General features: G+C 73.5%; 19 protein-coding genes. 5 read left to right on the forward strand and 14 right to left on the reverse strand.

All coding sequences use genetic code 11. From position 1 onward, the window contains the following. Positions 1–113 precede the first annotated feature (113 nt). The 6 genes from ABZ951_RS16860 to ABZ951_RS16885 form a co-directional block, all read right to left on the reverse strand. Positions 114–1,415: a site-2 protease family protein gene (locus ABZ951_RS16860; protein WP_344093604.1), complete on the reverse strand. Its 1,302-nt coding sequence runs from the start codon at positions 1,413–1,415 to the stop codon at positions 114–116. Then, positions 1,412–2,677 (reverse strand): 1-deoxy-D-xylulose-5-phosphate reductoisomerase, encoded by a 1,266-nt coding sequence (dxr, locus tag ABZ951_RS16865; protein WP_344093606.1) that lies wholly within the window; start codon positions 2,675–2,677, stop codon positions 1,412–1,414. The genes ABZ951_RS16860 and dxr overlap by 4 nt, the downstream gene beginning before the upstream one ends. A gap of 102 nt (positions 2,678–2,779) precedes the next feature. Beyond that, entirely contained in the window at positions 2,780–4,714 is a 1,935-nt protein-coding gene (locus tag ABZ951_RS16870) for an acyl-CoA dehydrogenase family protein (protein WP_344093608.1), read from the reverse strand. Positions 4,715–4,920: 206 nt separating this feature from the next. Then, positions 4,921–6,366, reverse strand: coding sequence for an aldehyde dehydrogenase family protein (locus tag ABZ951_RS16875; RefSeq protein WP_344093610.1), 1,446 nt, complete (start codon positions 6,364–6,366; stop codon positions 4,921–4,923). Between the two features lie 157 nt (positions 6,367–6,523). Continuing rightward, entirely contained in the window at positions 6,524–8,176 is a 1,653-nt protein-coding gene (locus ABZ951_RS16880; protein WP_361280116.1) for a PucR family transcriptional regulator, read from the reverse strand. Between the two features lie 102 nt (positions 8,177–8,278). Continuing rightward, on the reverse strand, positions 8,279–10,750 hold the full coding sequence (locus ABZ951_RS16885) for an ATP/GTP-binding protein (protein WP_361280118.1): 2,472 nt from the start codon (positions 10,748–10,750) through the stop codon (positions 8,279–8,281). A gap of 287 nt (positions 10,751–11,037) precedes the next feature. Between ABZ951_RS16885 and gabT the strand changes: the two genes are divergently transcribed. Both gabT and ABZ951_RS16895 read left to right on the forward strand, forming a co-directional pair. Continuing rightward, positions 11,038–12,387 carry a 4-aminobutyrate--2-oxoglutarate transaminase gene (gabT, locus tag ABZ951_RS16890; protein ID WP_344093617.1) on the forward strand — a complete coding sequence of 450 codons (1,350 nt, stop codon included), beginning with the start codon at positions 11,038–11,040 and terminating at the stop codon, positions 12,385–12,387. A 360-nt stretch (positions 12,388–12,747) separates the two neighbouring features. Further along, positions 12,748–13,377, forward strand: coding sequence for a phosphatase PAP2 family protein (locus tag ABZ951_RS16895; RefSeq protein WP_344093619.1), 630 nt, complete (start codon positions 12,748–12,750; stop codon positions 13,375–13,377). Here ABZ951_RS16895 and ABZ951_RS16900 read toward each other — a convergent pair. From ABZ951_RS16900 to ABZ951_RS16925, 6 genes are all read right to left on the reverse strand, one after another. Next, the gene (locus tag ABZ951_RS16900) at positions 13,301–13,765 is read right to left on the reverse strand and encodes a hypothetical protein (protein WP_344093621.1); all 465 of its coding nucleotides are present in this window, start codon (positions 13,763–13,765) and stop codon (positions 13,301–13,303) included. The two genes, ABZ951_RS16895 and ABZ951_RS16900, sit on opposite strands and share 77 nt — an antisense overlap. Positions 13,766–13,915: 150 nt before the next feature. After that, positions 13,916–15,328 (reverse strand): FAD-dependent oxidoreductase, encoded by a 1,413-nt coding sequence (locus ABZ951_RS16905; protein ID WP_361280120.1) that lies wholly within the window; start codon positions 15,326–15,328, stop codon positions 13,916–13,918. A gap of 4 nt (positions 15,329–15,332) precedes the next feature. Beyond that, on the reverse strand, positions 15,333–16,148 hold the full coding sequence (locus ABZ951_RS16910; RefSeq protein ID WP_344093626.1) for an ABC transporter permease: 816 nt from the start codon (positions 16,146–16,148) through the stop codon (positions 15,333–15,335). Then, positions 16,148–17,086 carry an ABC transporter permease gene (locus ABZ951_RS16915; protein WP_344093652.1) on the reverse strand — a complete coding sequence of 313 codons (939 nt, stop codon included), beginning with the start codon at positions 17,084–17,086 and terminating at the stop codon, positions 16,148–16,150. The genes ABZ951_RS16910 and ABZ951_RS16915 overlap by 1 nt, the downstream gene beginning before the upstream one ends. Before the next feature lie 8 nt (positions 17,087–17,094). After that, entirely contained in the window at positions 17,095–18,252 is a 1,158-nt protein-coding gene (locus ABZ951_RS16920) for an ABC transporter ATP-binding protein (RefSeq protein ID WP_344093629.1), read from the reverse strand. 191 nt (positions 18,253–18,443) lie between these two features. Next, positions 18,444–19,967 carry a gamma-aminobutyraldehyde dehydrogenase gene (locus ABZ951_RS16925; RefSeq protein WP_344093631.1) on the reverse strand — a complete coding sequence of 508 codons (1,524 nt, stop codon included), beginning with the start codon at positions 19,965–19,967 and terminating at the stop codon, positions 18,444–18,446. A gap of 226 nt (positions 19,968–20,193) precedes the next feature. Between ABZ951_RS16925 and ABZ951_RS16930 the strand changes: the two genes are divergently transcribed. After that, a complete protein-coding gene (locus tag ABZ951_RS16930; protein ID WP_344093633.1) occupies positions 20,194–20,832 on the forward strand; it encodes an NADAR family protein in 639 nt (212 codons plus the stop codon). Here ABZ951_RS16930 and ABZ951_RS16935 read toward each other — a convergent pair. Next, positions 20,784–21,548, reverse strand: coding sequence for a DUF4190 domain-containing protein (locus ABZ951_RS16935; protein WP_344093635.1), 765 nt, complete (start codon positions 21,546–21,548; stop codon positions 20,784–20,786). The genes ABZ951_RS16930 and ABZ951_RS16935 overlap by 49 nt on opposite strands. A gap of 107 nt (positions 21,549–21,655) precedes the next feature. On the opposite strand from ABZ951_RS16935, the gene ABZ951_RS16940 reads away from it, so the two are divergent. Further along, entirely contained in the window at positions 21,656–22,678 is a 1,023-nt protein-coding gene (locus ABZ951_RS16940; RefSeq protein WP_344093638.1) for an adenosine deaminase, read from the forward strand. A 38-nt stretch (positions 22,679–22,716) separates the two neighbouring features. Beyond that, positions 22,717–23,472: a glycerophosphodiester phosphodiesterase gene (locus ABZ951_RS16945; protein ID WP_344093640.1), complete on the forward strand. Its 756-nt coding sequence runs from the start codon at positions 22,717–22,719 to the stop codon at positions 23,470–23,472. Between the two features lie 67 nt (positions 23,473–23,539). Here ABZ951_RS16945 and ABZ951_RS16950 read toward each other — a convergent pair whose 3' ends face one another. Further along, positions 23,540–24,727, reverse strand: coding sequence for a spermidine/putrescine ABC transporter substrate-binding protein (locus ABZ951_RS16950; protein WP_344093642.1), 1,188 nt, complete (start codon positions 24,725–24,727; stop codon positions 23,540–23,542). Positions 24,728–24,884 lie beyond the last annotated feature (157 nt).

Genomic DNA, 24,884 nt, shown 5'->3' on the forward strand with positions numbered 1-24,884 from the left:
CCCCGCGGCGGGGGGGGGTCGGGGCTCACCCCCCCCCCACCCCCCCGGACCGAGGACGCGCTCGCAGGGCGCTCGCCGCCGCAGGCGGCAACGACGACCCCGCCGGCCAAGGCCTAGGTGAGCCGGACCGGGTTCACCACGTCCGCGATCAGCACCAGCAGGGTGAAGCAGATGAAGATTCCGGCCACCACATAGGCGACGGGCATCAGCTTCGCCACGTCGAAGGGGCCCGGGTCGGGGCGGCGGAAGACCCTGGCGAAGGCGCGCCGCACGGACTCCCACAGGGCTCCCGCGATGTGCCCGCCGTCCAGGGGCAGCAGCGGCAGCATGTTGAACAGGAACAGCGAGAGGTTGAACCCCGCGACCAGGAAGAGCATGGTCGCGATCTGCTGCGACGGCGGGATGTCCAGGTTGAAGACCTCGCCGCCGACGCGGGCGGCGCCGACGACGCCCATCGGGGAGTCGGCCTTGCGCTCGCCGTCGTCGAAGGCGGCGTTCCAGAGGTCGGGGATCTTGCTGGGCAGGGCGATCAGCGACTCGACACCGGACTGGATCATGTCGCCCATGCGGTCGACGGACTGTCCGAAGGTCTGCGGGACGACGCCGCTGGCGGGGGTGAAGCCGAGGAAGCCCGCGGTGACGTACTCGCCCTTCACCGGGGTGCCCTTGCCGTCGTACTTCTGGACCTGGTTGGAGATCAGGTCGGCGCTGAGGGTCCGCTGCGCGCCGTCCCGGACGACGGTGAGGGTGGCCGGGCCGGTGGTCCGGCGGATCTCCTTCTGGAGGGTGGTCCAGTTGTCGACCCGGTGGCCGTTGAAGGCCACGATCTTGTCGCGCGGCTGGAGGCCGGCGGCCTTGGCCGGGGACGGGGTGGCGCCCGGGAGGCACTTGTCGGTCCGGTCGGTGGCCTTGACCACGCACTCCGAGACGGTGGACACCTGGGTCGTCTGGGTGTTGATGCCGAAGGACATCATCACGCCGAGGAAGATCGCCACGGCCAGGACGAGGTTCATGAACGGCCCGGCGAACATCACGATCACGCGCTTCCACGGCTTGCGCGTGTAGAAGAGCCGGGTGTCGTCGCCGGGCTTGAGCTCCTCGAAGGCGGCCGAGCGGGCGTCCTCGATCATGCTGCGCCACGGGGAGGTGGAGCGCGCGCTGATCTTGCCGTCCGCGCCGGGCGGGAACATGCCGATCATGCGGATGTAGCCGCCGAGCGGAATGGCCTTGATGCCGTACTCGGTGTCGCCCTTCTTCCGCGAGAACAGCGTCGGCCCGAAGCCGACCATGTACTGCGGCACCCGGATGCCGAACAGCTTCGCGGTCGAGAGGTGGCCCAGTTCGTGCCAGGCGATCGAGAAGAGCAGGCCCACCACGAAGACGACTATCCCGAGGACCGTCATCAGTGTTGTCATGCGCGGGCCTCCGAGGTTGCCGTACGGGCCGCCGTGCGGGCGGCCAGTTCACGGGCCCGGGCGCGGGCCCAGGTCTCCGCTTGCAGGACGTCCGGGACCGTGAGCGGGGTTCCCGGGGCGGGGGTGCCGTGTTCCGCCACCACCTCTGCGACGGTATCGACGATCCCACGGAACGGCAGCGCGCCGGAGAGGAACGCGTCGACGCACTCCTCGTTGGCGGCGTTGAAGACGGCGGGCGCGGTGCCGCCGAGGGCGCCGACGTGCCGGGCCAGGGCCACCGCGGGGAAGGCTTCCTCGTCGAGCGGGAAGAATTCCCAGGTGGACGCCTTGGACCAGTCGAAGGCGGGGGCCGCATCCGGAACCCGCTCGGGCCAGCCGAGGCCGATGGCGATGGGGCCGCGCATGTCGGGCGGGGTGGCCTGGGCGAGCGTGGAGCCGTCGGTGAACTCCACCATCGAGTGGACGTAGGACTGCGGGTGGACGACGACCTCGATGCGGTCGAAGGGGATGTCGTAGAGCAGGTGGGCCTCGATGACCTCCAGGCCCTTGTTGACCAGGGTCGCGGAGTTGATCGTGATGACCGGGCCCATGGACCAGGTGGGGTGGGCGAGGGCGTCCTGCGTGGTGACGGAGGCCAGCTGGGCCTTGGTGCGGCCGCGGAAGGGCCCGCCGGAGGCCGTGACGACGAGCTTGCGGACCTCGGCCCGGGTGCCGCCGAGCAGCGCCTGGAAGAGGGCCGCGTGCTCGGAGTCGACCGGGATGATCTGCCCGGGCTTGGCCAGCGCCTTCACCAGCGGGCCGCCGACGATCAGCGATTCCTTGTTGGCCAGCGCCAGGGTCCGGCCGGCCTCCAGGGCGGCGAGGGTGGGCGCGAGGCCGATGGAGCCGGTGATGCCGTTGAGTACGGTGTGGCATTCGCTGCGGGCGAGCTCGGTGGCCGCGTCGGGCCCCGCGAGGATCTCCGGTACCGGCTCGGTCCCGTACTGCGCGGCCAGCGCCTCGCGCAGGGCCGGCACCTTGTCCGCCTGCGCCACGGCGACGGTGCCCACCCGCAGCTGCCGGGCCTGCTCGGCGAGCAGGCCCACCCGGCCGCCGGCGGCGGACAGGGCCGTCACCGTGAAGCGGTCGGGGTTGCGCAGCACGAGGTCGATGGCCTGGGTGCCGATCGAACCGGTCGAGCCGAGGATCACGATCTCGCGCGGTCCGCCCCCGGTGGTGGGGGCGGAGTAGCGCAGATGCGGGTCAGCGAGGGAGTCCGTCATGCGCTCCATTGTTGCGTCTCCCGTGCGGAAGGCGGACCGGGATCCCCCCGGCCGCCTCCCGCGGCGGAACATCGCGGTCCTCGCGGGCCGGTTCGGGCGGTGTCAGCGGATGGGGCGGTGGACGTTGTCGGTCGTGGCGGGGCCGGGGGTGGCGTCGGCGATCCAGGGGCCGTCGCCGCTGGGGTCGACGATGCCGGCCTCCAGCCACTCGTACGCCCCGGACATCACCCCGGAGACGAGCTTGCGGTCGAGGTCGTCGGTGTTGGTCCACAGCCGGGCGAAGAGCTCCTCGACGCGGATGCGGGACTGCCGGCAGAAGACGTCGGCGAGCTCGTACGCCTCGCGGCCGTGAGCACCCTCCGTGCGCAGCCGTTCGGCGCGGACGCAGGAGGCGCTCATCGCGAAGAGCTCGGCGCCGATGTCGACGACGCGGCCGAGGAAGCCCTGCTTGGTCTCCATCCGGCCCTGCCAGCGGGACATGGCGTAGAAGGTGGAGCGGGCGAGCTTGCGCGAGGAGCGTTCGACGTAGCGCAGGTGGGTGCCGAGGTCGCGGTGGCCGGCGGGGTGGAACTCGGCGAACGTGCGGGGCAGCTGGCCGGGCCCGGCGACGAGCTTGGGCAGCCAGCGGGCGTAGAAGCCGCCGGCGCGGGCGCCGGCCCTGGCCTTGTCCCCCAGGGACTTCTCCGGGTCGATGAGGTCACCGGCGACGGAGAGGTGGGCGTCGACGGCCTCGCGGGCGATGAGCAGGTGCATGATCTCCGTGGAGCCCTCGAAGATCCGGTTGATGCGCGCGTCGCGCAGCATCTGCTCGGCGGGCACCGCGCGCTCGCCGCGGGCGGCCAGGGAGGCGGCGCTCTCGTAGCCGCGGCCGCCGCGGATCTGCACCAGCTCGTCCGTCATCAGCCAGGCCATCTCGCTGGCGTACAGCTTGGCGAGCGCCGCCTCGATGCGGATGTCGTTGCGGTCCTCGTCGGCCATCTGGCCGGACAGGTCGAGGATCGCCTCCAGGGCGAAGGTGGTCGCGGCGATGAAGGACACCTTCGCGCCCACGGCCTCGTGCTGCGCGATGGACTTGCCCCACTGCTCGCGGGCCTCGGACCACTCGCGGGCGATCTTCAGCGCCCACTTGCCGCCGGCGACGCACATCGCGGGGATGGAGAGCCGGCCGGTGTTGAGTGTCGTGAGGGCGATCTTCAGGCCGGCGCCCTCGGGGCCGATGCGGTTGGCCGCGGGCACGCGGACCCGGTGGAAGCGGGTGACGCCGTTCTCGATGCCGCGCAGGCCCATGAAGGCGTTGCGGTGCTCGACGGTGACGCCCTCGGCCGCGGCCTCGACGACGAACGCGGTGATGCCGCCCTTGTGGCCCTGGCTTCTGGGCACCCGGGCCATGACCACCAGGAGGTCGGCGACGACGCCGTTGGTCGTCCACAGCTTGACGCCGTCCAGGATGTAGTCGTCGCCGTCGGGCACGGCCGAGGTGGCGAGCCGGGCCGGGTCGGAGCCGACGTCCGGCTCGGTGAGCAGGAACGCGGTGATGTCGGTGCGGGCGCAGCGGGGCAGGAAGGCGTCCTTCTGCTCCTGGGTGCCGAAGAGCTTGAGCGGCTGCGGCACCCCGATGGACTGGTGGGCGGAGAGCAGCGCGCCGACGGCGGGGCTGACGGAGCCCACCAGGGCGAGGGCCTTGTTGTAGTAGACCGTGGTGAGGCCGAGGCCCCCGTACTTGGTGTCGATCTTCATGCCGAGGGCGCCGAGCTCCTTGAGCCCGTTGATCGTCTCGTCCGGGATCTTCGCCTCGCGCTCGATGAGGGCCCCGTCGATGCGGGTCTCGCAGAAGTCCCGGAGCTTGGCGAGGAACTCCTCGCCGCGCCGGACGTCCTCCAGGCCGGGCGTGGGATGGGGGTGGATGAGATCGAGCCGGAACCGGCCGAGGAAGAGCTCCTTGGCGAAGCTGGGCTTCTTCCAGTCCTGTTCCCGGGCCGCTTCGGCGACCTGGCGTGCTTCGCGCTCGGAGACCGGTCGTACGGATGGTGCGGTCATCAGGCACCTCGCCGCTTGTCGGGGCCGTCCCGGTCGGCTACCGACCGGTGCTACTCGACCGTATCTACCCGATCCGCACGGCCTCTACCAGACCGCGCGCAACGTTCCGGCCCCGCGGGTGGTGCGGGCGGCCCGGGTACGCCGACGGCCGGGGCGCACCGTGGTGCGTCCCGGCCGTCGGCGCGGCCTCGCGGCGGAGTCCGGGGTCAGAGGGCCAGGCCCGTCAGGACCAGCACCCGCTCGTAGGTGTAGTCGTCCATGGCGTAGCGCACGCCCTCGCGGCCCACGCCGGACTGCTTGGCGCCGCCGTAGGGCATCTGGTCCGCGCGGTAGGACGGCACGTCGCCGATGATCACGCCGCCGGTCTCCAGCGCGCGGTGCGCACGGAAGGCGGTCTGCAGGTCGTGGGTGAAGACACCCGCCTGGAGGCCGTAGGGCGAGTCGTTGACGGCGGCGAAGGCGGCGTCCTCGCCCTCGGCCCGGGTGAGGGTCAGGACCGGTCCGAAGACCTCTTCGCAGGCGATGGTCACACCGGCGGGGACGTCCGCGAGCACGGTCGGGGCGTACGTGGCGCCCTCGCGCTTGCCGCCCGCGAGCAGCCGCGCGCCCGCGGCGACGGCCTCGTCCACCCAGGACTCCACGCGCTTGGCGGCGTCCTCGCTGACCAGCGGGCCGACGTCGGTGGCGGCGTCGGAGGGGTCACCGGTGACCTGCGCCTCGACGGCGGCGACGACCTTCGGGACCAGCCGCTCGTACAGCGACGCGTCGGCGATGACGCGCTGCACGGAGATGCAGGACTGGCCGCCCTGGTAGTTGGAGAAGGTGGCGATGCGCTGGGCCGCCCACTCCAGGTCCTCCTCGGAGGACCAGTCGGCCAGGACGACGGCCGCGCCGTTGCCGCCGAGCTCCAGGGTGACGTGCTTGCGCGGCGCGGAGTCGAGGATCGACCAGCCGACCGGGCCGGAGCCGGTGAAGGAGATGACCGGGAGCCGCTCGTCCTGGACGAGGGCGGGCATGCGGTCGTTCGGCACCGGCAGGACGCTCCACGAGCCGGCCGGCAGGTCCGTCTCGGCGAGGATCTCGCCGAGGACCAGCGAGGAGATCGGGGTCGCGGGGGCCGGCTTGAGGATGATCGGGGCACCGACGGCGATGGCCGGGGCGACCTTGTGCGCGCTGAGGTTCAGCGGGAAGTTGAACGGCGCGATGCCGAGGACGGTGCCGCGCGGGAAGCGGCGCGTCAGGGCGAGGCGGCCGGTGCCGCCGGCGTCGGTGTCCAGGCGCTGGGCGTCACCGGCGTTGAAGCGGCGCGCCTCCTCGGCGGCCCAGCGGAAGACGGAGACGGCGCGGCCGACCTCGCCGCGCGCCCACTTGATGGGCTTGCCGTTCTCGGCGGAGATCAGCTGGGCGATCTCCTCGGTGCGCTCGGTCAGCCGCTTGGCGACGTGGTCGAGGGCCGCGGTCCGCACGTGCGCGGGCGTGGCGGCGAACTCGTCCCGGACGGCGTGCGCGGCGGCGACGGCCTCCTCGACCTGCGCCTCGGTGGGCACGCTCACGGTGCCGACGAGACGGCCGTCCCAGGAGTTCGTGACGTCGAAGGTCTCCTCGCCGGTGGCCTCGCGGCCGGCCAGCCAGAACGCGTGGGGAGCAGTCACGGTTTCCCTCCGGGGGGTGCTGATGATTTTGGCTTCCCCACGGTAGGCGCGGGTGCGCCGGGGGCCGATTGTCCGTGGTGGAGCGTGGGCGGGTGCGGGCGCGCCGCAATGGCGGGTTCGCCGCGCGGGCGCTGCCCCGGGTCCGTTCGGTCCGCCGCTACTCCGTCCCGCCGGACGTCGCCTTCAGGGCCAGCCACAGCTCCATGCGGACGTCCGGGTCGTCCAGGGAGCGGCCCAGGATCTCCTCCACGCGGCGCATGCGGTAGCGGAGGGTGTGGCGGTGGACGCCGAGGTCCGCGGCGGCGGCGTCCCACTGGCCGTGGCGGGAGAGCCAGGCGCGCAGGGAGGCGATGAGGTCGCCGCGGCCCGTGGCGTCGTGGTCGTACAGGGCCCGCAGCATGCCGTCGGCGAAGGCGCGCACGGCATCGTCGGCCAGCAGGGGCAGCACCGAGCCCGCGGCGACCTCCTCGTGCTCGACGAGGACCCGGCCGCGGCGGCGGGCGACGGACAGGGCCTGGGCGGCCTGGCGGAAGGCGGCCGCGGCGGCGACGGTGCCCGCCGGGGCGGACAGGCCGACGACGAGGTCGTCGTCGGGGGCGGCGGCGCTGCGGTCCCGCGGCCGGGCCTTGGTGCCGCGGCGGGCCTCGACGGCCCGGGCGTGCTCGGCGCAGGCGGCGACGGCCGCGCCGCCGTCGGGCGCGAGGACGATCAGGCGGGCGCCGTCGGGGACGACGAGCACCGCCTCCGCCACCCGGCTCGCCGCGGTCTCCAGCGCGTCCGCGAGCACACCCAGCGGCTCCGCGGCCTCGCGCTGCGGCTCCCCGCTCCCCTGCGCGCTGTCGGCGGGGGGTTCGGCGGCCGCCTCGGCGACGAGCATCCGGAACGGCGCGTCCAGCAGCCCTCCGTACAGATCCCCCGCGACGGCCCGCGCGTGGTCCGGCTCGCCCGCCAGGAGCATGCGCAGCACCGCGGCCCCCAGCCGCTGCTCGGCGGCCTGCAGGGCGCGCGAGCGCTCGGTGGTGAGGGTGAGCAGGGCGATCGCGGACTGCACGGCGTAGCGCTCGGCGGTGCCGAGGGGGGCTCCGGTGCCCACGGCCAGGACGCCGCGGGCGCGGCGGCCGGAGCCCAGGGACTGGAGCTCGACCCGGTCGGCGCCCTCCTCGGCGGGATCGGAGCCGACGACGGCGGTCGCCGGGGCGGGCCGCTCCCGCAGCCGCTCGACGTCCTGGCCGAGGCGCGCGGCGCGACGGGCGGCCCATTCGGGTGCGGCGGCGACGACCGCGCCCGAGGTGTCGTAGAGGGCGGCCCAGCCGTCGAGGTGGGCGGCGAGCCTGGCCAGCAGCGCGGTGGGGCCCTCGGTGCCGAGGGCGGCCCGGGTCAGCTCGCGCTGTGCCTCGAAGCCCGCGGTCACGGCCCGGTACTGATCGGCGGCGATGGCCGCCGAGACGGCCTTGCTGATGGCCAGGAAGGGGGTGCGGCGCGGCACCTCCAGGAGCGGCAGCCCCTCCTCGCCGGCGGCTTCGACGAGCGCCCGGGGCACGTGCTCGTAGTTCACGCCGACGGCGAAGCCGAGCCCGACGACCCCGGCGCGGACCAGGCGGCGCACATAGCCGCGCATCGCCTCCCGGTCCTCCGCGTCGATCTTCATCGCGGTGATCAGGAGGAGTTCCCCGCCGTCCATCCACGGCACCGGGTCGGCCAGCTCGCTGACGTGCGCCCAGCGGACGGGGGTGTCCAGCTTGTCCTCCCCCGCGAGCACGGTGAGCTTCAGCGCGGAGTGGTGGACGAGGGAGGCGAGCGTAGGAGGCATGGCACCTTCGGGAGGGGCGGCACGGTGACTGCGCCGTCCCGTATGAACGGCTGCTCCCGATTCTGCCTCAGTGGAGGGTTGGCCGCGGCGACGGCGGGGGCGTCACCGGGTGAGGTCGACCAGCACGGGCGGGGCGCTCGCCCCCCGCACCGAGGTCACCGACAGCACCGCGTGCCCGGGCGGCACCGCGTGCGCCAGCTCCGAGGCGGACCAGCGCTCCCGCTCCACCTTGCGGACCGTCACCGACTGGGCGGTGACGGCGCGGCCCGTGACCACCCTGCGCAGCAGGTGCGCCGCCCGGGTCATCGGCTCGTGGGCGATGACCTGCCGGTCGGTGATGTCGCGGGCCTCCACCCACTCCTTGCCCCAGACCTCCGCGAAGCGCGCGCCGTCCCAGGTGGTCACGCCGGAGAAGGCCATCCGGCAGCCGACGGAGCCGAGCAGGGCGCTGCGCAGCGCGTCGGGTACGTCGTCGAGCGTACGGAGGGTGAGCACCGCCCCGGCGTTGGCCGACCGGAGCCGGCCGAGGCCGCGGACGGCGTCGGGGGTGACGGCGTGGGTGGCGTCGTCGAGGACGAGGCAGGCGAACAGCGAGCGGTCCGCGCGGCCGACGGCGCACTCGGTGAACTGCGCGAGGACGAGCCGGGCCAGCATCCGCGACGCCTCGGCGTGGCCGCGTTCGGGCAGGTCGATGCGTACGCGCAGGGGGTGTTCGAGGGTGCGCAGCGAGAAGGTGCGGCCGGGCCGGGTGGTGTCGAAGAAGCGGGCGAAGGCGGGGCGGTCGAGGAGGGCGAGCCGGTCGGCGAGCACGCTTCCGGCGTCGCCGGGGCGCTGCGCCTGCCGTTCGCGGGCGTCGAGCTCCCGGACGAGGGCGTGGTGCCCGGCGGCGGCGAGGACGGCGCGCAGCGCGCCGACGGCGGCGGCCGAGCCGTCGAGCAGCTCGCGCAGCTCGGGCACGGAGGGGAACCGGCCGTGGGCGGCGTGGTACGGGCCGAGGATCTGGGCCAGTGCGGTCGCGGCGCGCCGGCCGTTCTCGCCGGGGAGGGTGGCGGTGAGGTCGCCGACGAGGCCCTCGGCGAGGACCGCGGCGGCCTCGTCGGGGTCCTCGGTGCCGCCGTACAGGTCGAGGTCGTACGCGGAGTCCGGTCGTCCGATCTTCACCACGACGTCGAACGCCTCGTCGGGGGCGAGCCCGGCGCCCGCCGCGCCGACCGCGACGACCGCCGTCCGGCCGGCGAGCGCCTGGAGGCACAGGGACTCCAGGACGGGCCGCACCAGGCGGTCGGTCTTGCCGCTGCCCGGCGGGCCGACGGCGAGCAGGGAGGTGCCCAGCAGGCTCGGGTCGAGGGCGCACCCGGCGCCCCGGTGGGCGTGGGGGTTGCGGTCGTCGTCGGCGGCGGTGCCGAGGCGGACCTGCCGGGTGAGGAGGTCGTGGCGCGCCGCGCGGACGGGCAGGTCGCGGGCGCCGGAGGGGTGCGCGCAGGCGGCGGCGCCGTACCGCAGCACGGTGTCGGTGAAGGCGGCGAGGCGCCCGGGGTGGGCGCGCACGGACTCCCAGGCGCGCTCGATGCGGGCGTGGTCGACGTCGTTCATGCCGCCGGCCCGGGCCTCGGCCGCCAGCCGGTCGGCGGCGTCGTGGGCCCCGGCGGCGCGCAGCTCGGGCCAGTCGGCGGGGTCGCCCTGCGGCGCCGGGGGCTCGGGCTCGTGGGCCGAGGGGGGCTGTTGCTCGGGTGTGTCGGGGTGGTAGCGGTGCCACAGCTCCCGCCAGCAGCCGATCCGCCCGGCGACGGCGAGGAGGAGACCGGCGAAGAGGAGGTAGTAGGTGTAGGAGGCGTAGATCGACTCGGGCACCTGGTAGTGCCAGGACTCGGGCGTCAGGTGGAACAGCGGCCAGAGCCAGATGTCGCCGACGGCGCCGTTCCAGCACAGCACCCACACCACGCAGGCGCCGGTGAGGCTGAGGACGGCGCGGGTGACGAGCTGCTGCTGGGGGATGCGGTCGGGCCGTTCGGGGCTGAGGAACGGCAGCCGGCGCCAGGCCCGGTGCCACAGGGGGGTGACGAACCGCCGGCCGAGCTCGGGCCAGCGCCCGACGCGGCCGAAGCCGAAGGCGAGCGCGCCCGCGACGAGGGCGTAGTAGAGGTAGGACGCCGCCAGCCACTCCTGGGTGCCCTCGGTCCACGAGCCGGGGGCCATCGCGCGCAGCGGCCACTTCCAGTACGGGCCGAGGTAGCCGTGCCACAGCAGCGACCAGAACAGCCATCCGCACAGGAAGGCGATGAGCGCGCCGCTGATCAGCTGCCGGCCCGGCACCCGGGCCGGGTCCTCGGGGGCCTTGGGGCGGTGCTCGAAGGCCCAGATGCCCGGCCGGGCGGCGGCGCGGGGCGCCCGCAGCCAGGCCGTGAAGGGCGACTCCTGGCCGCCGCCCTGGGCGGGCACAGCCGGCGGGGCGGGTGGCGGGACGGCGGCCGGGGGCCGCGGCGGTGCGGTGGGGCGCGGTGGCACGGCACGGTAACCCGCCGGCTCCCCGGGCCCCCATGTGCCGGGTGTGTCGTACGTGCCCTCTGCGTCCATCGCTGCCCCTCGCCCCGCCAGCCGTCGTTGTCACGTGCTCGACGCCGCTCAATCTAATGGCCGTACGGGGGGAGTTCAGGTGTCCCCCGCGATGCCGCGCCGCCGTAGGCTCAAGATCACCCCGCGGGGGCGCACGGGCGGCGGACCCGGCCGCCATGTCCGGTACGGACAACGCGGCACGCGCACTGCTACCGAACGGAGCATGCCCGGCCCCGGCCCGCGCCCCTAGCCTGCGACTAAAAGACCTACTGTCCGTGACCGCACCCCCTTCCCCCTGGAGCCCACTCATGACCGAACTGACCGGAGGCCCGTCCCTCCCCCAGGAGCGCCGCGTCGTCACCGCGATCCCCGGCCCGAAGTCGCTGGAGCTTCAGGCCCGCCGGCTGCAGACGGTCGCCGGCGGCGTCGGTTCGGTGCTGCCGGTGTTCACCGTGCGCGCCGGCGGCGGTGTGATCGAGGACGTCGACGGCAACTCCCTCATCGACTTCGGCTCGGGCATCGCCGTGACCTCGGTGGGCTCCAGCGCGGAGGCCGTCGTGCGCCGCGCGACCGCGCAGCTCGCCGACTTCACCCACACCTGTTTCATGGTGACGCCGTACGAGGGCTATGTGGAGGTCTGTGAGCAGCTCGCCGAGCTGACCCCGGGCGACCACGCCAAGAAGTCCGCGCTGTTCAACTCGGGCGCCGAGGCCGTGGAGAACGCGGTGAAGATCGCCCGCGCCCACACCAAGCGCCAGGCGGTCGTCGTCTTCGACCACGGCTACCACGGCCGGACGAACCTGACGATGGCGCTCACCGCCAAGAACATGCCGTACAAGCACGGCTTCGGCCCGTTCGCGCCCGAGGTCTACCGCGTGCCGGTGGCCTACGGCTACCGCTGGCCGACCGGCCCGGAGAACTGCGGCGCCGAGGCGTCCGCCCAGGCCATCGACCAGATCACCAAGCAGATCGGCGCGGAGAACGTCGCCGCGATCATCATCGAGCCGGTACTCGGCGAGGGCGGCTTCATCGAGCCGGCCAAGGGCTTCCTGCCCGCCATCGCGCAGTTCGCGAAGGACAACGGCATCGTCTTCGTCGCGGACGAGATCCAGTCCGGCTTCTGCCGCACCGGCCAGTGGTTCGCGTGCGAGGACGAGGGCGTCGTCCCCGACCTGATCACGACGGCCAAGGGCATCGCGGGCGGCATGCCGCTGGCCGCCGTCACGGGCCGCGCGGAGATCATGGACGCGGCGCACGCGGGTGGCCTCGGCGGCACCTACGGCGGCAACCCGGTGGCGTGCGCGGCGGCGCTGGGCGCCATCGAGACGATGCGCGAGCTGGACCTGAACGGCAAGGCCAAGCGCATCGAGGAGGTCATGAAGGGCCGCCTCTCCGCGATGCAGGAGAAGTTCGACATCATCGGTGACATCCGCGGCCGCGGCGCGATGATTGCGATCGAGCTGGTGGAGTCCGGGACCAAGACCCCGAACGCCGCCGCCGCGGGCGCCCTGGCGAAGGCGTGCCACGCGGAGGGCCTGCTGGTCCTCACCTGCGGCACGTACGGCAACGTGCTGCGCTTCCTGCCGCCGCTGGTCATCGGCGAGGACCTGCTGAACGAGGGCCTGGACATCATCGAGGCCGCGTTCGGCCGGCTGTGACCGCGGACCGGCTCCCCACGCGGTGAAGAACCTGTGCGGGGCGGGTGGTGGACGGGTGATCCGGCTGTCCGGGTCCCCCGTCCTGCCGTACGGTTTCTGCAGATGAATGCAACACCCCGTCCGCAGGGGACTGCGGACACCGCCGCGCCGGCGCATCCCCAGTTCCGGCCCGGTCGTGCCTTCGCGCACACCTCCGGAGCCTTCGGCTCCGGGCATCCTCACCGATCGGACGGCCGCCCGCCCCATACCCCCCGGGGCGCGCGGCACACCGGTCCCCACGGCGGCCCCGGAACCACCCCCCCTGTTCCGGGGCCGCCGTTCCGGCGTCCCGGCCCGCTCTTCCCCGCCCTGTGCCTGCTGGTGTTCGCGCTGATCACCTGGCAGGTCGCCGCGAACGGACCGGTGCGCGCCCTCGACGAGCGCCTGGGCCGCGCGGTGGCGGGTTCCGCCTTCCCCGGCGGCGTCGCCGGATTCCTCTCCGACCTCGGCAACACCGCCGTCGCGCTGCCCGTCCTGGCCGTGGCCATGGCGGTGTCGGCGCTGCGCGCCGGCGGGCCCCGCCGCTGGGTGCCGCCGCTGTACGCCGCCCTGACGATGGCGGCCGTCCCCGCGCTGGTCGTCCCGCTCAAGCACGCGGTCGCGCGCCCGGGGCCGCCGGCCATGGCGGCGTCCGGCGCGCACGACGGCTTTTTCCCCTCGGGTCACACGGCCACCGCGGCGGTCGCCTACGGGGCCGCGGTCCTGCTGCTGCGCCCCCGCCGCCCCGGGCGCGGGGCGGCGGCGACGGCGGTGTCGGGCTACGCACTCCTCTGCGCGGGGGTGGGCGCCGGGCTGGTCCGCTGCGGCTACCACTGGCCGCTGGACGTCCTGGGTGCCTGGTGTCTGTCCGGTGTGCTGCTGTGGGGCCTCGCGCTCACCCGTCGCGGTCCTCACGCGCGAGGTCCGCGGCGGCCTCGTGCATCGACAGCTCCAGGACCGCCGGATCCGTGAGCGTCCCCCGGCCGTCGGGCGGCACGATCCACCGGCTGCCGGACACGCTCCGGCGGGGGTGGGGAACGACGATCCACGAACCGCTCCCGGCCCCGCGGACCCCGGTGGCGATCCAGCCGGCCACCGTGCCGGGGGGAACGAAGAAGCCCAGGCGGCTGTCGCCGAAGTCGGCCAGGACCGGGCCGACTTCGCTGGTGCAGCCCGTCAGGACGTCCAGGGTGGGATAGCCCAGCCCGCTGGAGAGGATCAGCACGTCCCAGAGCCGGCCGGCGGGCAGGAGCGCCACCCCCAGGGGGTTGCGCTCCCACTCCCACCGGCAGGTGCCGGGGTCGGGTGCCGCCGACGCCAGCCACTCCACCGCGCTCCTCGCCACCTCGTCGCCGCTCATGCCGTCCTCCGCTCTCCGAGTGCGCTCTCCGTACAGTGCGTTCACGGAGGAGAGGGCGTCAGCGGCGGATCATTACGCGGGTTTCGCGTACGGGCCGGAGATTTCCGGCGGTGACGGGCGGTGACAGGAAGCGGGCGCGCCGGCCGCCGGTCAGCTGTCGAAGCCCATGCCGACCTTGTCCATGGCCTTGAGCCAGAGGTTGCGGCGGCCGCCGTTCTCGTCGGCGCGGGTCATGGACCACTGGGTGATCCCGATGCCCAGCGACCGCACGGGCTCGGGCGGGAAGGGCAGCGGCTTGTCGCGCACCATCTCCAGGGCGGTCCGCTCGGTGCGCTCGCCGGCCAGCAGGTCGAGCATGACGTCCGCGCCGAAGCGGGTCGCGCCGACCCCGAGGCCGGTGTAGCCGAGGGCGTAGGCGACCTTCCCGCCGTGCGCGGTGCCGAAGAACGCCGAGAACCGCGAGCAGGTGTCGATGGCGCCGCCCCAGGTGTGGGTGAAGCGCACCCCTTCGAGCTGGGGGAAGCAGCGGAAGAAGTGCTCGGCGAGCTTCTGGTACGTGGCCGGGTGGTGGTCGTACTCGGACCGCACGCCGCCGCCGTAGTGGTGGACGATGTCGTAACCGCCCCACAGGATGCGGTGGTCGGGCGTGATGCGGAAGTAGTGGAAGTGGTTGGCGGCGTCACCGAGCCCTTGCCGTCCCTTCCAGCCGATGGCCGCGCGCTGCTCCTCGCTCAGCGGCTCGGTCATCAGCGCGTAGTCGTAGACGGGGGCGATGTAGGGCCGCACGCGCCGGACCAGGGACGGGAAGGCGTTGGTGCCGAGCGCGGCGTGCCGGGCGAAGACGCGGCCGTAGGGGGTGCGGACGGCGACGCCCGCGCCGTGGGAGGCGAGCTCGGTGCCCGGCGTGTGCTCGTAGAGCCGCACGCCGAGGTCGAGGCAGACGCGCCGCAGCCCCCAGGCGAGCTTGGCGGGGTGGAGCATGGCCACGCCCGTGCGGTCCCAGAGGCCGGCGAGGAAGGTCGGGGAGTCGACTTCGGCGCGCAGGGCGTCCTGGTCGAGGTACTCGTAGTCGGGGAGGCCGAGGGAGGCGACCTCGGCGGCGGCCTCCCGCAACTCCGCCACCTGGTGCGGGGCGGTGGCGATGTCGATCTCGCCGGTGCGCTCGAAGTCGCAGTCGATGCCGTAGCGGGTCAGCGCGGCCTCGATCCCGTCGAGGTTCCGCCGGCCGAGCCGCTCCAGGGTGGGCAGTTCCCGGGGCCAGCGGGAGAGTCCGTTGGCCCAGCCGTGGGTGAGGGAGGCGGAGCAGAAGCCGCCGTTGCGGCCGGAGGCGGCCCAGCCGGTCTCCTGGGCTTCGATGAGGACGACGTCCCGGGCGGGGTCGCGCTCCTTGGCCAGGAGCGCGGTCCACAGTCCGGAGTAGCCGCCGCCGACGACGAGCAGGTCGCAGCGTTCGTCGCCGACGAGGGCGGGCAGGGCCTCCGGCCGGGAGGGGTCGTCGAGCCAGTAGGGCCGGGGGGCGGCGTCAGCAAGTGATTGTGCAGGGTTCATGGCACGAGAGGCCATGGTCTCAGCTCCTTTTACGGCGTCCGCCGACCAGCTGACCGACGAGGACGCACAGCACGGCGACGGCGAACATCGCCGTTCCGATGACATTGATTTGAACGGGTGTGCCCCGTTGTGCGGATCCCCAGACGAACATGGGGAAGGTCACAGTGGAGCCCGCGTTGAAGTTCGTGATGATGAAGTCGTCGAAGGACAGGGCGAAGGAGAGCAGGGCGCCCGCCGCGATGCCGGGGGCGGCGATCGGCAGGGTCACCCGCAGGAACGTCTGGAACGGGGTGGCGTAGAGATCCTGTGCGGCCTGCTCCAGGCGGGGGTCCATGCTCATCACGCGCGCCTTGACCGCCGTCACCACGAAGCTCAGGCAGAACATGATGTGGGCGATCAGGACGGTCCAGAAGCCGAAGGTGACGCCCATGTTGAGGAAGAGGGTGGCCAGGGAGGCGGCCATGACGACCTCGGGCATGGCCATCGGCAGGAAGAGCAGGGTGCTGACGGAGGAGCGGGCGCGGAAGCGGTAGCGGGCGAGCGCGAAGGCGATCATCGTGCCGAGGACGGTGGCGCCGATGGTCGCCCACACGGCGATCTTCAGGCTGAGCGAGAGCGAGCCGCAGAGGTCGGCGACGCCGCAGGGGTCGGTCCAGGCGTCGGTGGAGAAGCGCTGCCACTCGTAGTTGAAGCGGCCGTTGGGCTTGTTGAAGGAGAAGACCGTCACGATGACGTTGGGCAGGATCAGATAGCAGAGCGTGGCCAGCCCGGCGATCACGACGAGGTTGCGGCGCAGCGCGCGCAGCGCGCGCGACAGGCCCGGGGAAGCAGCCATCAGACGAGGTCCTCCGTTCCGGACTTGCGGATGTAGAGGGTGACCACGGTGAGGATGGACGCCATGAGGAGGAAGGACAGGGCGGCGGCCGTGGGGTAGTCCAGGACGCGCAGGAACTGGGACTGGATGACGTTGCCGATCATCTTCTGGTCGGTGGAGCCGAGCAGCTCGGCGTTGATGTAGTCGCCGGTGGCGGGGATGAAGGTGAGCAGGGTCCCCGCGACGACGCCCGGCATGGACAGCGGGAACGTCACCTTGCGGAAGGTGGTGGCGGGCCGGGCGTAGAGGTCTCCGGCCGCTTCGTGGAGCCGTGGGTCGATGCGTTCGAGCGAGGTGTAGAGCGGCAGGATCATGAAGGGCAGGAAGTTGTAGGTCAGGCCGCAGACGACGGCGAGCGGGGTGGCGAGGACGCGGTCCCCCTCGGTGATCCCCAGCGCGCTGGTGACGTCGAGGACGTGGAGGCCGGCGAGGGCGGAGACGACGGGGCCGCCGTCGGAGAGGATCGTCTTCCAGGCGAGGGTGCGGATCAGGAAGCTGGTGAAGAACGGCGCGATGACGAGGATCATCAGCACGTTGCGCCAGCGGCCGGCCTTGAAGGCGATGAGGTAGGCGAGCGGGTAGCCGAGGGCGAGGCAGAGCGCGGTGGCGGTGGCGGAGTAGGCGACCGAGCGCAGGAACTGCGGGTAGTACTCGGCCAGGGCGTCCCAGTAGGTCGCGAAGTGCCAGGTGACGGAGAAGCCCTCGTCGAGGGACCCGGTCTGCACGGAGGTGGAGGCCTGGTAGACGAGGGGCGCGGCGAAGAAGACCAGCAGCCAGAGGATGCCGGGCAGCAGCAGCCAGTAGGGGACGAGTTTTCTGCGGCGGGCGGCCCGTTTGAGGTCGGGGCGGGCGGGGCGGGCGGGGCCGGCCGGGGGCGTGTCGGCGGCGGGGGCCGTCAGGTGCGCCATCAGGTCCCCTCCCCCGCGTCCGTGCCGGCCTCCACGCTCTGCGCGGCGTCGAGGCCGAAGCTGTGACCGGGGTTCCAGTGCAGGAGCACCTCGGCGCCGGGGGTGAGGCGGCTGTCGCGCTCGATGTTCTGCTCGTAGACGGACAGGCATCCGGCGGGGCTGTCGACCTGGTACTGGGTGGAGACGCCGATGAAGCTGGACTGGGTGATGCGGCCGGGGACGCGGTTGCGGCCCTCGGGCACGTCGGCCGCGTCGTCGGCGTGGGTGAGGGTGATCTTCTCCGGCCGTATGCCGACGAGGAGTTTCTCGCCCGCGCGGGCGGTGGCCGTACATCGTGTCGCCGGAAGGGCGAGTTTGGTATCACCGGCCCGCAGGAGGATGTCGGCACCGGTGGTGTCGAGGACGTCGGCGGTGATGAGGTTGGAGGTGCCCAGGAAGTTGGCGACGAAGGTGGTGCGCGGCATCTCGTAGAGGTCGGCGGGGGCGCCGAGCTGTTCGACGCGGCCGCCGTTCATGACCGCGACCGTGTCGGCCATGGTCATGGCCTCCTCCTGGTCGTGGGTGACGTGCACGAAGGTGATGCCGACCTCGGTCTGGATGCGCTTGAGCTCCAGCTGCATCTGGCGGCGCAGCTTGAGGTCGAGGGCGCCCAGCGGCTCGTCGAGGAGGAGCACTTGCGGGTGGTTGATCAGGGCGCGGGCGACGGCGACGCGCTGCTGCTGGCCGCCGGAGAGCTGCTGGGGCTTGCGGCGGGCGAAGTCGCCGAGCTGGACAAGGTCGAGCATGTCGCCGACCTGCTTCTTGACGGACTTGATGCCGCGGCGGCGCAGGCCGAAGGCGACGTTCTCGTAGATGTCGAGGTGGGGGAAGAGCGCGTAGTTCTGGAAGACGGTGTTCACCGGCCGCTTGTGCGGGGGGAGTCCGGTGACGTCCTCGCCGCCGAGCTCGACGGTGCCGGCGGTGGGGTCCTCCAGGCCGGCGATCATGCGCAGGGTGGTGGTCTTGCCGCAACCGGAGGCGCCGAGGAGGGCGAAGAAGGACCCGCCGGGGATGGCCAGGTCCAGCGGGTGCACGGCGGTGAAGGAGCCGTAGCGCTTGCTGATCGCGGTGAGGCGGACGTCCGTGCCGCTGCTGTCGGTCGGGGCGGTAGCTGTCATGGGTCTTCGCGTCCAGGGGGTGTCGGGGGCGTGAGCGCGTACGGCACGTACAGCCGCGTACGTTCTCATATGTCCGGGGTCGGGTGCCGCACGGGTGGCCCGAATGGCGGTCGGGCGCCCGTGAGCCCGGAGGATTCCGCGCCCGGCGGACTCCCCTGGCCGGCAGCGGCGGCGGGGCGGGCCGCCGGGGATCAGCCGGGCGGGCGGCCGCCGAAGACGGTGCGGTGCCAGTCTTTCCGGGCCGTTCCGGTGGTGTCGAGCATGACGTGCTTGAGCTGCGTGTACTCCTCGAAGGAGTACGCCGACATGTCCTTGCCGTAGCCGGAGGCGCGGTAGCCGCCGTGCGGCATCTCACTGATGATCGGGATGTGGTCGTTGATCCACACACAGCCCGCCCTGAGCTCCCGGGTGGCGCGGCCGGTGCGGTAGACGTCCCGGCTCCAGGCGGAGGCCGCGAGCCCGTAGGGGGTGTCGTTGGCCAGGGCGAGGCCCTCGTCGTCGGTGTCGAAGGGCAGCACGGCCAGGACGGGGCCGAAGATCTCCGCCTGGACGACCTCGCTGTCCTGGGCGGCGCCGGTGATGAGCGTGGGGAGGTAGTAGGCGCCCCGGGCGAGCTCGCCGCCGGGGGCCGCGCCGCCGGTGACGACGGTGGCGTAGGCGCGGGCGCGGTCGACGAAGCCCGCGACGCGGTCCCGCTGGGCGTGGGAGACGAGCGGTCCGAGGTCGGTGGCGGGGTCGAAGGGGTCGCCGAGGCGGACGGTGGCCATGAGGTCGGCGACTCCGGAGACGAACGCCTCGTACAGGGGCCGCTGGACGTAGGCGCGCGTGGCCGCCGTGCAGTCCTGGCCGGTGTTGATGAGCGAGCCGGCGACCGCGCCGTGGACGGCGGCCTCCAGATCGGCGTCGTCGAAGACGACGAAGGGGGCCTTCCCGCCGAGTTCGAGGTGGAGCCGCTTGACGGTCTGCGTGGCGAGCTCGGCGACGCGCTTGCCGACGGGGGTGGAGCCGGTGAAGGAGACCATGGCGACGGACGGGTGGCCGACGAGCCGCTCCCCCGCGTCCCGGCCCGCCCCGCTGACGACGTTGACGACGCCGTCGGGGATGCCTGCCTCGGCCGCGGCCCGGGCGAACATCAGCGAGGTGAGCGGGGTGAGCTCGGCCGGCTTGAGCACGACGGTGTTGCCGGCGGCGATCGCCGGGAGGACCTTCCAGGCGGCCATCTGGAGGGGGTAGTTCCAGGGGGCGACGGAGCCGACGACGCCGATCGGCTCCCGGCGGACGTAGGAGGTGTGGTCGGCGCTGTACTCACCGGCGGACCGGCCTTCCAGGTGGCGGGCGGCGCCGGCGAAGAAGGAGGTGTTGTCGACGGTGCCGGGCACGTCGAACTCGGTGGTGAGCCGGATCGGTTTGCCGCTCTGTGCCGACTCGGCACGCGCGAACTCCTCCGCCCGCCCGGCGAGGACGCCGGCGAAGCGGTGCAGCGCGTCGGAGCGTTCGCCGGGGGTGGCGCCCGCCCAGGCGGGCAGGGCGCGCTCGGCGGCGGCCACGGCGTCGTCCACGTCGGCGGGCCCGGCGAGCGCGTAGCCGAGCAGCTCGGAGCCGGTGGCGGGGTCGACGATCGTGTGCGTCCGGCCGGAGGTCCCGGGACGCAGCCGGCCGCCGATGTACTGGGCACCGTCGGCGAATCGTTCCGTCACATCGAACCGCTGATCCATCGCGCACTCCTCCGCCGACCGCAGGGACCTGTGGACAGGCGTTGCTTCAACCGGACTTGGGTGCCGATCCTGGCAGAGGAGTCGAGCGGCAACAAGTGATTCCGTCGCCGCGTTTCGAAGCAGCAACGGAATCAGTGAACGGGTCGGAATGGGAACAGCGGTCGGCACGGCCCTGCGGCAGCAAAATATCCGGGCTCACCCCGAAGGGAAGTGTCAGAATGACGATATGACGAACGACGGGGGCGGTATGAGCACCAAGGACAGACGCACGGCCGGGCGCGCCGCCGGGGCGCGAACGGTGGACGAACTGGCCGCGGCCGCGGCGGGGGGCGAGCGCGTCAAGTACGTCTTCTTCTGGGGGCACCGGCCGCGCCCGGACGGCACCCTGGGCGCCAGTTGCTTCAGCCAGTGGTGGCCGTCGCCCTTCACGGTGGACGAAACGGTCTACGCCACGGCCGAGCACTGGATGATGGCGGGCAAGGCCCGGCTGTTCGACGACGCGGAGGCGGAGGCCCGGGCTCTCGCGGCCACGCACCCCAAGCAGGCGAAGGACGCGGGCCGCTCGGTGCGCGGCTTCGACGACGCCACGTGGCGCCGGCACCGCTTCGAGCTGGTCGTCGAGGGCAGCGTGCACAAGTTCGGCCAGGATGCGGGGCTGAGGGACTATCTGCTCGGCACCGGTGACCGCGTCCTGGTGGAGGCGAGCCCGCTGGACCGCGTGTGGGGCATCGGACTGGCCGCCGACGACGAGCGGGCCCAGGACCCCGCGCGCTGGCGCGGCGAGAACCTGCTGGGCTTCGCCCTGATGGAGGCGCGTCAGCGGCTGGCGGCCCGCTCCACCGGCAGCACGGGGGCGGACACGTAGGCGTCGTAGGTCGCGCCGGGGTCGTCGGGGGTGGGGCCGGGGTCGGTGCCGTCGGCGACGTGGATGAAGGCGAGGACCATCAGGGCGGAGGCGAGCAGCGCCACCCCGCCGAGGATCAGCCCGGTGAGGGCCTGGCCGCCGTTGTCGGCCTCGCCCTTGCTCACCTTGGCCCGGCCTATCGCCCCGAAGACGACCGCGAGGACACCGAGGATCACGCCGAGCACGACCGTGGGCGACAGGACGGTGCCGACGATGCCCACGACGAGGGCGGCGACGCCCAGGCCGTTGTCGGGCACCGGGGGCGGGCTCGGCGGCCAGCCCGGCGCGTAGGCGGGGCCGGGGTAGCCGTAGGAGGCCCCCGGGTACGGCGGGCCGTAGGGCTGGGGACTGTAGGGCTGGGGGCCGTAGGGACCGGCCGGCGGGCCGTAGGGCTGCGGGCCCTGGGCCGCCTGGCCGTACGGCGCACCGCTGTAGGGGGCCGGCCCCGGGGGCGCGGGTGCGGCGCCCGGCGGCCCGTACGGACCGCCCTGGTAGGCGCTCGGGGTGCCCGGGCCCGTCGGCGCGAGCGGCACGGGCGGTACGGCCCCCGGCCTGTCGAGCGGCCGGGCGCGGGGCTGGTCGTGCGGCTGGCCGAAGGGCTCCTGCCGGTCCGGCGGTGCCCACGGATCGGACCCCCGGCCCTCCGGCTGCCCGTACTTGTCGGCCCTGTCGGACATGGCCCTCCCCAGTCGATACTCCGTCATGCTAAGGCCTGAGGACAGGCTCGGACCCCCTCCCGCATACGATGATCATCCCTGTCGACCGAGCGCCCGTGGAGGCCCGCATGTCCGTTCTCGACTCGTTCGTCGCCGGCCTGCCGAAGGCCGAGCTCCACGTGCACCACGTCGGGTCGGCGTCCCCGCGCATCGTGGCCGAGCTGGCCGCCCGCCACCCCGATTCGCCGGTGCCCACCGACCCCGAGGCGCTCGCCGACTTCTTCACCTTCCGTGACTTCGCGCACTTCATCGAGGTCTACCTCTCGGTGGTCGACCTGATCCGCGACGCGGAGGACGTCCGGCTGCTGACGTTCGAGGTCGCGCGCGACATGGCCCGGCAGAACATCCGCTACGCGGAGCTGACGGTGACGCCCTTCAGCTCGACCCGGCGCGGCATCCCCGACGCGGCGTTCGTGGAGGCCATCGAGGACGCCCGCAAGGCCGCGGAGGCGGAGCTGGGCGTCGTGCTGCGCTGGTGCTTCGACATCCCGGGCGAGGCGGGGCTGGAGGCCGCCGAGGAGACGACCCGGATCGCCTGCGGTCTCAAGCCGGAGGGCCTGGTCTCCTTCGGGCTCGGCGGCCCCGAGATCGGGGTGCCCCGGCCGCAGTTCAAGCCGTACTTCGACCGCGCCATCGCCGCCGGGCTGCACAGCGTCCCGCACGCCGGCGAGACCACCGGCCCGCAGACGATCTGGGACGCCCTCGTCGACCTGCGCGCCGAGCGCATCGGCCACGGCACCAGCGCCACCCGGGACCCGGAGCTGCTGGCCCACCTCGCCGAGCACCGGATCCCGCTGGAGGTCTGCCCGACCTCCAACCTCGCCACCCGGGCCGTCGCCGACCTCGCCGACCACCCGCTCAAGGAGATGGTGGCCGCGGGCGTGCTGGTCACGATCAACAGCGACGACCCGCCGATGTTCGGCACCGACCTCAACAAGGAGTACGGGGTCGCCGCCCGGCTGCTCGACCTCGACGCGCGAGGGGTCGCCGAGCTCGCCAAGAACGCCGTCGAGGCGTCCTTCATGGACGCGGCGGGCAAGGCGGCGCTCCGGGCGGAGATCGACTCCTACACCGCCGCCTGGCAGGGCTGACGCCGCCGCCCCCGCGCGCCCCGGCGACAATGGGCCGCATGCCCACCCTGAAGATCGCCGAAAGCCCCGCCCCGGGCCTCCCCTCCGCCGCCGAGCGGGGCGCGTTCGCCGCCGTGGCCCACCGCGGCGACCCCTATGTCTGCCGCGAGAACACCCTCGCCTCGGTCCGCTCGGCGCTGCGGGCGGGGGCGGACGCGGTGGAGATCGACGTCCGGCTCACCCGGGACGGCGTGCCCGTACTGCTGCACGACGCGACGCTGGAGCGCCTCTGGGGCCACGACCGGCCGCTGGCCGCGCTCACCGCCGACGAGCTGCGCGGGCTGACCGGCGGCCGGGTGCCCACCCTGCGCGAGGCGCTCGCCCTCGGCGGGACCGGCACCGCCGGGGAGGCTTCCGGGTGGCGGCTGTTCATCGACCTGCCGGACCCCTCGGCCGCGGAGGCGACCGTCGCCGAGGTGCGGGCGAGCGGGGCGGCCGGGCGGGTGTACTACTGCGGCGGCACGGCGGCCATGCTCGCCGTCCGCCGGGCGGACGCCGAGGCCGAGATCGCCCTCACCTGGACGACGCTGGCCCCGCCGCGCGCCGCGCTGCTCGGCCGGGTGCGCCCGCGCTGGCTCAACTACCGCTTCGGGCTGGTGAGCCCGGAGCTCGTCGCCCGCAACCACGCCCAAGGGCTGCTGGTCTCGGCCTGGACGGCCGACACCCGCCTCACCATGCGGCGACTGCTGGCCGCGGGCGTGGACGCGATCACCACCAACCGCATCGGCGCCCTGCGGTCCCTGTCACCCCGCTGAAGACGGCCGGCCGGGGGGCCGGGCGGGGCGGGGAGGGCGGGCCGGGCAGGACGGCCCGGCCGGGCCGTCACAGGCCGACGATCTCGTTCCACTCCTTGGTGAAGCCGGGGCGCTCCTTGGACGTCATGTCGCGGGCGGTGGCGAGCCGCTTGCGCATGTCGTCGCTGGGGAAGATCAGGGGATTCTCGGCGAGCTCGGCGAGCTCCTGGTCCTTGGCGGAGGCCAGGACGTCACGGGCGGCGGGGACGGGACAGACGTAGTTGACCGCGGTGGCCAGCCGGGCGGCCACCTCGGGCCGGTAGTAGTGGTCGATGAGGTCTTCCGCGTTGCGCTTGTGGCGGGCGAGGTTGGGGATCATCAGGCTCTCGGCCCACAGCTCCGCGCCCTCCTCCGGCACGACGAACGCGATGTCGGGGTTGTCGGCCTGGAGCTGGATGACGTCCCCGGAGTACGCCTGGCAGGCCAGGACATCACCGGAGGAGAGGTCCTTGATGTAGTCGTTGCCCGTGAAGCGCCGGATGTGGCGCTTGCGGACGAGGCCGCGCAGCTGGTCGGTCATGGTGTGGAAGTCGTCGGCGGTCCAGCGGGTGACGTCGGCGCCGTTGCCCTGCATCAGCAGGCAGAACGCCTCGTCCAGCCCGGCGAGCAGGGTGACGCGCCCGCGGAGGTCGTCCTTCCACAGCTCCGAGGTGTGCCGGATCTCGCGGCCGAGCTTCTTGCGGTTGTAGGCGATGCCCGTGATGCCGGACTGCCAGGGGACGGTGTGCTTGCGGCCCGGGTCGAAGGGGGGCTTGCGCAGCAGCGGGTCGAGGTACCGGGAGACGTGCGGCTGCCGGGAGCGGTCCATCTCCTGCACCCAGCCGAGGTGGACGTAGCGCGCGCACATCCAGTCGCTGACGACGACGAGGTCCCGCCCGGTGTCCTGATGGTTCATCAGGGCGGGGCTGACCTTGCCGAAGAACTCGTCGTTGTCGTTGATCTCCTCGGTGTACTTCACCGAGATGCCGCTGCGCTTCTCGAAGTCCTCCAGCGTCGGACGGCGCTGCGCGTCGTGGTCGTCGGTGTCGATGTAGAGCGGCCAGTTGGCGAAGACGAGCCGCTTCTCGCCGCCGGAGCGGTCCACCGCCGCCCGGTCCCCCGGCCCGACGTACGCGGCGGGCACCCCGCACCCGGCGAGTGCGGCGGCCCCCGCGCCGGCGCCCAGGGCGCGCAGCAGGGAACGGCGGGACAGGCTCTTCACAGGGCTCACTCGCATTTCGGCAGCATGGCGGGTCGGATCTTCGCGGACAATGTACGGCCTGTCCGGGGGCGGGCCGCCTCCCCCGACACCTTGCCGGGCCGGGCCGCCGGGGCGAGCAGCGCGTGGACGGCTGCCGCGCCCAGGCGCACAGGGCGGCGACCGACCACAGGAC

The organism is Streptomyces sp. NPDC046215, from assembly GCF_040646215.1.
Classification (GTDB): domain Bacteria; phylum Actinomycetota; class Actinomycetes; order Streptomycetales; family Streptomycetaceae; genus Streptomyces; species Streptomyces stramineus.

Bases quoted from the DNA above. Each gene is read 5' to 3' on its own strand.
- ABZ951_RS16860 (WP_344093604.1), bottom strand. From the start codon at position 1,415: ATGACAACACTGATGACGGTCCTCGGGATAGTCGTCTTCGTGGTGGGC.
- dxr (WP_344093606.1), bottom strand. From the start codon at position 2,677: ATGACGGACTCCCTCGCTGACCCGCATCTGCGCTACTCCGCCCCCACC.
- ABZ951_RS16870 (WP_344093608.1), bottom strand. From the start codon at position 4,714: ATGACCGCACCATCCGTACGACCGGTCTCCGAGCGCGAAGCACGCCAG.
- ABZ951_RS16880 (WP_361280116.1), bottom strand. From the start codon at position 8,176: ATGCCTCCTACGCTCGCCTCCCTCGTCCACCACTCCGCGCTGAAGCTC.
- ABZ951_RS16885 (WP_361280118.1), bottom strand. From the start codon at position 10,750: ATGGACGCAGAGGGCACGTACGACACACCCGGCACATGGGGGCCCGGG.
- gabT (WP_344093617.1), top strand. From the start codon at position 11,038: ATGACCGAACTGACCGGAGGCCCGTCCCTCCCCCAGGAGCGCCGCGTC.
- ABZ951_RS16900 (WP_344093621.1), bottom strand. From the start codon at position 13,765: ATGAGCGGCGACGAGGTGGCGAGGAGCGCGGTGGAGTGGCTGGCGTCG.
- ABZ951_RS16905 (WP_361280120.1), bottom strand. From the start codon at position 15,328: ATGGCCTCTCGTGCCATGAACCCTGCACAATCACTTGCTGACGCCGCC.
- ABZ951_RS16910 (WP_344093626.1), bottom strand. From the start codon at position 16,148: ATGGCTGCTTCCCCGGGCCTGTCGCGCGCGCTGCGCGCGCTGCGCCGC.
- ABZ951_RS16920 (WP_344093629.1), bottom strand. From the start codon at position 18,252: ATGACAGCTACCGCCCCGACCGACAGCAGCGGCACGGACGTCCGCCTC.
- ABZ951_RS16925 (WP_344093631.1), bottom strand. From the start codon at position 19,967: ATGGATCAGCGGTTCGATGTGACGGAACGATTCGCCGACGGTGCCCAG.
- ABZ951_RS16930 (WP_344093633.1), top strand. From the start codon at position 20,194: ATGACGAACGACGGGGGCGGTATGAGCACCAAGGACAGACGCACGGCC.
- ABZ951_RS16935 (WP_344093635.1), bottom strand. From the start codon at position 21,548: ATGTCCGACAGGGCCGACAAGTACGGGCAGCCGGAGGGCCGGGGGTCC.
- ABZ951_RS16940 (WP_344093638.1), top strand. From the start codon at position 21,656: ATGTCCGTTCTCGACTCGTTCGTCGCCGGCCTGCCGAAGGCCGAGCTC.
- ABZ951_RS16945 (WP_344093640.1), top strand. From the start codon at position 22,717: ATGCCCACCCTGAAGATCGCCGAAAGCCCCGCCCCGGGCCTCCCCTCC.
- ABZ951_RS16950 (WP_344093642.1), bottom strand. From the start codon at position 24,727: ATGCGAGTGAGCCCTGTGAAGAGCCTGTCCCGCCGTTCCCTGCTGCGC.